The 5543-nt window shown below is 64.8% G+C and carries 6 protein-coding genes; 2 read left to right on the top strand and 4 right to left on the bottom strand.

Annotated features, from left to right (window positions below):
• Positions 1 to 185: 185 nt before the first annotated feature.
• Positions 186 to 962, bottom strand: coding sequence for a serine/threonine-protein kinase (locus F604_RS0111260; protein ID WP_019551730.1), 777 nt, complete (start codon positions 960 to 962; stop codon positions 186 to 188).
• 50 nt (positions 963 to 1012) lie between these two features.
• On the opposite strand from F604_RS0111260, the gene F604_RS0111255 reads away from it, so the two are divergent.
• Both F604_RS0111255 and lepB read left to right on the top strand, forming a co-directional pair.
• Positions 1013 to 1768, top strand: coding sequence for a patatin-like phospholipase family protein (locus F604_RS0111255; RefSeq protein ID WP_019551729.1), 756 nt, complete (start codon positions 1013 to 1015; stop codon positions 1766 to 1768).
• Complete coding sequence (gene lepB / locus F604_RS0111250; RefSeq protein WP_019551728.1) at positions 1765 to 2571, top strand: signal peptidase I; 807 nt, start codon at positions 1765 to 1767, stop codon at positions 2569 to 2571. Before F604_RS0111255 ends, lepB begins: the two co-directional genes overlap by 4 nt.
• Here the strand turns inward: lepB and F604_RS0111245 are convergent.
• The 3 genes from F604_RS0111245 to F604_RS0111235 are packed head-to-tail and all read right to left on the bottom strand — an operon-like array spanning position 2556 to position 5212.
• A complete protein-coding gene (locus F604_RS0111245) occupies positions 2556 to 3125 on the bottom strand; it encodes a LutC/YkgG family protein (protein WP_019551727.1) in 570 nt (189 codons plus the stop codon). The genes lepB and F604_RS0111245 overlap by 16 nt on opposite strands.
• Before the next feature lie 4 nt (positions 3126 to 3129).
• Positions 3130 to 4512 (bottom strand): LutB/LldF family L-lactate oxidation iron-sulfur protein, encoded by a 1383-nt coding sequence (locus F604_RS0111240; protein ID WP_019551726.1) that lies wholly within the window; start codon positions 4510 to 4512, stop codon positions 3130 to 3132.
• A complete protein-coding gene (locus F604_RS0111235) occupies positions 4502 to 5212 on the bottom strand; it encodes a (Fe-S)-binding protein (RefSeq protein ID WP_019551725.1) in 711 nt (236 codons plus the stop codon). The genes F604_RS0111240 and F604_RS0111235 overlap by 11 nt, the downstream gene beginning before the upstream one ends.
• Positions 5213 to 5543 lie beyond the last annotated feature (331 nt).

The raw sequence follows: 5543 nt of genomic DNA, 5'->3' as shown, positions 1-5543 counted from the left end.
GGGACGTGGCGGCAGCGCAGAACATCCTGGCTAGGGCCTGGACGGGGCCTTCGGGGGTAGCAATACCATGCCCGAGAAGCCCTGGACTTTAGTCCGGGGAGTCGTCACAGTGGGTTCGGGATCCCAGGCCACAGGTTTAAAGGGCGGAGCCCAGAAGGGTGGAGAGGATCCAGCAGGAAGCCATTTCAAGGGAAGGGAAACCCCTCGAGGGCCTCCTTTGCCGAGGGGAAGCGTTCCTTGGGGGATTTGGCCAGGAGGCGCTCCAAATAGGCCTGCTGCGGAGGGGCCAGGCCGGGGACAGGGGGAACGGGTTCCTGGAGGTGGCCGAGGAGGACCTCCTCCGGCCCACCCACAAAGGGATGTTCCCCGGAGAGAATCCAGTATAGGATGATGCCCGCCGCGTACACATCGGCTTCGGGGCCGGGGCTTTGCCCCAGGACCTGCTCGGGGGCCAGGTAGGGAAGGGTCCCCACCCTTAAGGGTTTCTTGAAGGCCTCGAGGGCCGGCCCTGAGAGGTCAAAGTCCACCAGCTTGGCCTCGTCCGTTCCCGCCACGATGAAGTTTTCCGGCTTCACGTCCCGGTGCACCAGGCCCTTGCCATGCAGGTGGGCCAAGGCCATGAGGAGCTGGCGGAAGACGTATAAGGCCCGAGGGCGCTCGGGGCGGCGCCCCATCCAGCGCCCCATCTCCTCCCCAGGGGCGTAGGCCAGGAGGAGGGCGGGGCCTTCCTCGAGGTCCAGGCTCTCCAGAACCGGGTTCAGGTTGGGGTGGGAAAGCTGCTTCCCTACCCAGAACTCCCGGTTGCGCCTGGCCTCGGCCCCCTTGGGGAAGACCTTGAGGGCGTAAGGGGTGCCGAAGCGGTCAAAGGCCAGGTAGACGGTGGCCAGGGCGCCCTGGCCCAAGGGGCGCACCACCCGGTATCGGTTCAGGAGGACTTTCCCCGCCAGGCTCACCGCCTCCACTATATCCAAGCCTTCACCTCTTTCACTAAAGAAGCCGTTAGGATTTTGGCGTGCGTGGCCTGGCACTTTCCGGTGGAGGGGCTAGGGGGCTTGCCCATATCGGGGCCCTCGAGGTCTTCCTGGAGGCGGGTTTGGACTTCCAGGTGGTGGCGGGAACCAGCATGGGGGCCATCGTGGGGGCCCTTTACGCCGCGGGCAAGACCCCGGAGGAGATGCTGGCCCTAGCCCGCCGGACCCCCTGGCTTGGCCTTTTGGGCTTCTCCCCCCGGGAGGGAATATTTTCGCGGCGAAAGCTTCTGGACTTCCTAGCGGAACACCTGCCCAAGCGCTTTGAGGACCTTAGGAGGCCCCTGGCGGTCACCACCGTGGACGTGGTTTCGGGGAGGCTTCTTTTTCTCACCCAGGGGGACCTGCCAAGCGCCGTCCTGGCCTCCGCCGCTTATCCCGGGCTTCTTGCCCCGGTGGAGCGGGAGGGGCAAATCCTCTTTGATGGGGGGGTCCTGGACAACCTGCCGGTGGACGCCGCCCGCCTTTTGGGGGCCACAGAGGTCTGGGCCGTGGATGTCACGCCGGAGCGGGAGGTGGCAGGGGCTCCCAGGGGCCTTCTGGCCCTGGCCCGGCGGGCGGTGGACCTCATGCAGCTCCACCTCACCTCGGTCCGCCTCACCCTGTATGCCCCCGAGGTGTATGTGCGGCCCCACCTGGCTGGGGTGGGTATAGAGGATTTTCGTCGCTTGGAGGAAATAGTGCAGGCTGGGCGCGAGGCGGCGAAAAAGGCGATTGCCGGTAAAGTAGGAGGGGTATGAAGGCGTTTTGGGAGTATCTTTTCAAGGAGTGGTTCCGCCAGGTGGGGGAAGCCCTCCTGGTGGCGTTTTTGGTCACCACCTTTGTCTTCACCACCGTGGGGGTGGTGGGGCAGAGCATGTTTCCCACGCTGAAAAACGGGGAGCGGGTTTTGGTGCCCAAGTGGGAAACCTGGCTGGTACGCTTTGGCCTGATGGAGTGGAAAAGGGGAGAGATCGCCATCCTTAAGCCTCCGGAAGGAACCCCCAACGCCACTGCCCGCTTTCCCGTACTGGGTTTTAGCTTCAGGGCCTTCTTCATCAAGCGCATCGTGGCGGTACCCGGGGATGAAGTTTACGTGGAGCGGGGGGTGGTCTACGTCAACGGGAAGCCCCTGGACGAAAGGCACATCACCGACCACATCGCCCCTTGGCCCGACTCCTTTCCCGGGGTTTGCTACAAGGACGGGCGCATGACCCGAATCCTCACCCAGCAAGGGGATTTCCCCGTGGAGCTTCTTCCCGCCTACTTGAAACCCCTAAGGGAGATGCTTCTGCCCCCTTCGCAGGAGGTCCTTTCCCGAAGCCGCCTCACCGAGGCCTGTGAGGTGGGGAAAATCCGCCTCAAGAAGGGGTACTACTTCGTCATGGGGGATAACCGCACCCTGGGGGGCTCGGAGGACTCCCGCACCTTTGGTCCGGTACCCTTGGAGGCCATCGCCGGCAGGGCCAGCTTCGTGTGGTGGCCCATCTTCGTGCGGGAAGAGGGGAAGATTCGCCTGAACCTGAGGAGGCTTTCCCCACCCCCCGCCTACCAGGTGCCCTGAAGCACGGCCACCACCAACCGGCCGGGGCCGTGCACCCCTTTGACCATCACCTGGCCAATGTCGGCGCTTTTGGAGGGGCCGGAGTGAAGGCCTATGGCGCTGGGAAGGGATTTCAGGTCCAAAAAGGCCTCGAGGAGGCTGGGATAAAGCCGCTCTTCCTCCACCAGGACCAGGTGAACGGGGGGCAAGAGCTGGGCCTTCCTGCCATCCTCCGAGGAGAGGGCCACGGTACCCGTTTCCGCCACGGCGAAAAGGGCCCGGGAAACCCCTAAGGGGGCCTCTTCGGGAGGAAGCTCCGGCAGGAGGCGGAGGGCGTCGGGTACCCCTTTGCCGTAAGCGGCTCCGGAAAGCCCCTGGGCCAGGTCGGCAAGAAGCTTCCTGGCTCCTTCCTTATCCACAAGGTGGCCTTCAGCCCCATTCTCCGCCAGGCGTTTCAGGAAAAGCTCCAGGGGATCTTGGGAAAAAGCCGGGTGGGGATGCTCGGGGAGAAGGGCCTTGGGCCTTTCCTTAAGGGCATGCCGTATGCGGCTTAGGATGCGGGATTTGGCGTCCATGGCCTTACTCCTTGAGTTCCTGCCAAAGCTCGTGGAAGGGCTTGGGGCTGGGCCGTAAGGGACCCCGTCCCTCGGTCCAGGCCTTAAGAAGGGGAAGGAGGTCCTGGGGCAGGGGGAGGCCCCTTAGGGCCTTGGAGAAAAGCCGGTAGAGGCTTGGGCTTTGCATCACCTTGGAAAAGGCCTGCATGGCACCTTTTTCCCAGGTGGGGGCGAGGCCCCGCTCCACCGCTCTCTGCCGCCAGGTGAGGAGAAGCTTGGGGATAGGAATCTTTACCGGGCAGGCTTCGTAGCAGGCTCCGCAGAGGGTGGAGGCGTAGGGAAGGGGGTAGGTGTCCTCGAGGCCCAAAAGCCCGGGGTCCAGAACCGCCCCGATGGGCCCCGAGTAGACGTAGCCGTAGGGGTGCCCCCCAGTCTGGCGGTAGACGGGACAGGCGTTCAGGCAGGCTCCGCAGCGGAGGCACCGCAAGACCTCCCAGGCCTCGGAGTCGTGGAGAAGGGTGGTGCGGCCGTGGTCCACCAGGACCACGTGGACCTCCTTAGGCCCCTCCTCTCCCTCCTTCGCCGGGCCCTGGATGAGGGAAACGTAGGTGGAAAGCCGCTGCCCTGTGGCGGCCCGGGCGGTGAGGGGGAGGAAGAGGGCCAGGTCGGCGAAGCGGGGGAGAAGCTTTTCGATCCCCACGAAGGCCACGTGCACCCTGGGGAGGCTGGTGGAAAGGCGGATGTTCCCCTCATTCTCCATGAGGGCCAGGGTGCCGGTTTCCGCCACCAGGAAGTTGGCCCCGCTGATGCCCAGGTCGGCGGTGAGGAAGGCTTCCCGCAGGACCTTCCTGGCCACGGCGGCCAGGGCCTCGGGGGAGGCGTCCACGGGGGTACCGAAGCGCTGGTGGAAAAGCCTTTGGATGTCGGGAAGAGCCAGGTGGATGGCCGGGCCTACGATGTGGCTTGGAGGTTCCCCCAGGAGCTGGATCAGGTATTCCCCGAGGTCGGTTTCGTACACCTCCACCCCCAGGGACTCGAGGAGGGGGTTCACCCCCAGCTCCTCCGTGAGCATGCTCTTGGCCTTCACCACCCGCTTCACCCCGTGGCGGGCCACGATCTCCCTCAGGATGCGGTGGGCTTCCTCGGGGCCTTCCGCCCAGTGCACCCGGACGCCCTTTTCCTGTAGCCGCTTTTCCGCCAGCTCCAGGTAATGGTCCAGGTGGGTGAGGAGGTGGTCCTTGACCCTCCTGGCCCTTTCCCGCCAGGCCTCGGCATCGATCTCCTGGTAAGCTCTCTTGCGACCTTCCTCGAAGTGCAGGGTGGCTCCGGTGACCGCCTCCCGCACCCCGGGGTGTTCCCTTAAGAGCCTGGCGGCTTCCTTGGGGTAGAGTTTGGCCTTAACCTGCATACGCCTCCCATAGAAGGGTGGCCAGGGGAACCACCCGCATGTTCCTTCCCTGCGTGCCCATGCGCCCGGTTAAGTGGAGGAGGCACCCGGCGTCCGTGGAGGTGAGGGCATCCGCCTTGGGCAGGGTGGAGATCTTGCGGTCGGCCATGGCCAGGGAGACCTCGGGGAGCTTCACCGAGAAGAGCCCGCCAAAGCCGCAGCACTCCTCCGCCGCCTCCCAGGGGAGGATCTCCGCCCCGCTGTTTTTCAGGAGCAAAAGGGGTTCCTCCTTGACCCCAAGCTCCCTTAAGGCGTGGCAGCCGTGGTGGTAGGCTATGGTTTTCCCCTGAAGCCCCTTCCCCAGCTCGGTCACGCCCAGCACCCGCACCAGGAACTGGGATAGCTCGTAGGTCTTCTCCGAAAGCCTAAGGGCTTCCCCGTCCCCGGGAAGAAGCTCGAGGTAGTGGTTTTTCACCATGCTGGCGCAGCTTCCCGAGGGCAGGACCACGTACTCGGCATCCTGGAAGATGCCTACGGTCCGCTGGGCCAGGGACCGGGCTTCCTTCCAGTGGCCGGCGTTGAAGGCAGGCTGGCCGCAGCAGGTCTGCTCCTTGGGGAAGTCCACCTCCACCCCTAAGGCCCTCAGGAGGCGTACCGTGGCCACCCCCGCTTCCGCGTAGAACTGATCGGCCAGGCAGGTGATGAAGAGGGCTACCCGCATTTGCCCCTATACTAACCCAGACCAAGGGGGCTTGACTGCTCGCGGGGGTTGGAACAAACCAGGACTTTACCCACATCTCCGTTTCGTGGTAAATCTCCCCTTGCGGGCGCAGCCCGTATCTGGTACCGGGGGTGATCCATGGACATGCTCAAGGTGGCCGAGGCCAGGCTCCAGGAGTTCACGGGCCGTTTTGCGAGCGTTTTCCCCCGATAAGCGCCTCCACCGACGGTTTGAAGAGGTGGTGCGGGGCGCCTTGGCCGCAGGCTCAGCCCGGGTGAGCGAGATGGTGGCCTCGCTCCCTTCTCCCCTCCAGAACCGCTTCCACCAGGCC

It is taken from the genome of Thermus scotoductus DSM 8553 (assembly GCF_000381045.1).
In the GTDB taxonomy this organism is placed as follows: domain Bacteria; phylum Deinococcota; class Deinococci; order Deinococcales; family Thermaceae; genus Thermus; species Thermus scotoductus.
The sequence above is the reverse complement of the archived record's forward strand: the minus strand, read 5'-3'. Positions and strand labels throughout refer to the sequence as shown.

Bases quoted from the DNA above. Each gene is read 5' to 3' on its own strand.
- F604_RS0111235 (WP_019551725.1), bottom strand. From the start codon at position 5,212: ATGCGGGTAGCCCTCTTCATCACCTGCCTGGCCGATCAGTTCTACGCG.
- F604_RS0111245 (WP_019551727.1), bottom strand. From the start codon at position 3,125: ATGGACGCCAAATCCCGCATCCTAAGCCGCATACGGCATGCCCTTAAG.
- F604_RS0111240 (WP_019551726.1), bottom strand. From the start codon at position 4,512: ATGCAGGTTAAGGCCAAACTCTACCCCAAGGAAGCCGCCAGGCTCTTA.
- lepB (WP_019551728.1), top strand. From the start codon at position 1,765: ATGAAGGCGTTTTGGGAGTATCTTTTCAAGGAGTGGTTCCGCCAGGTG.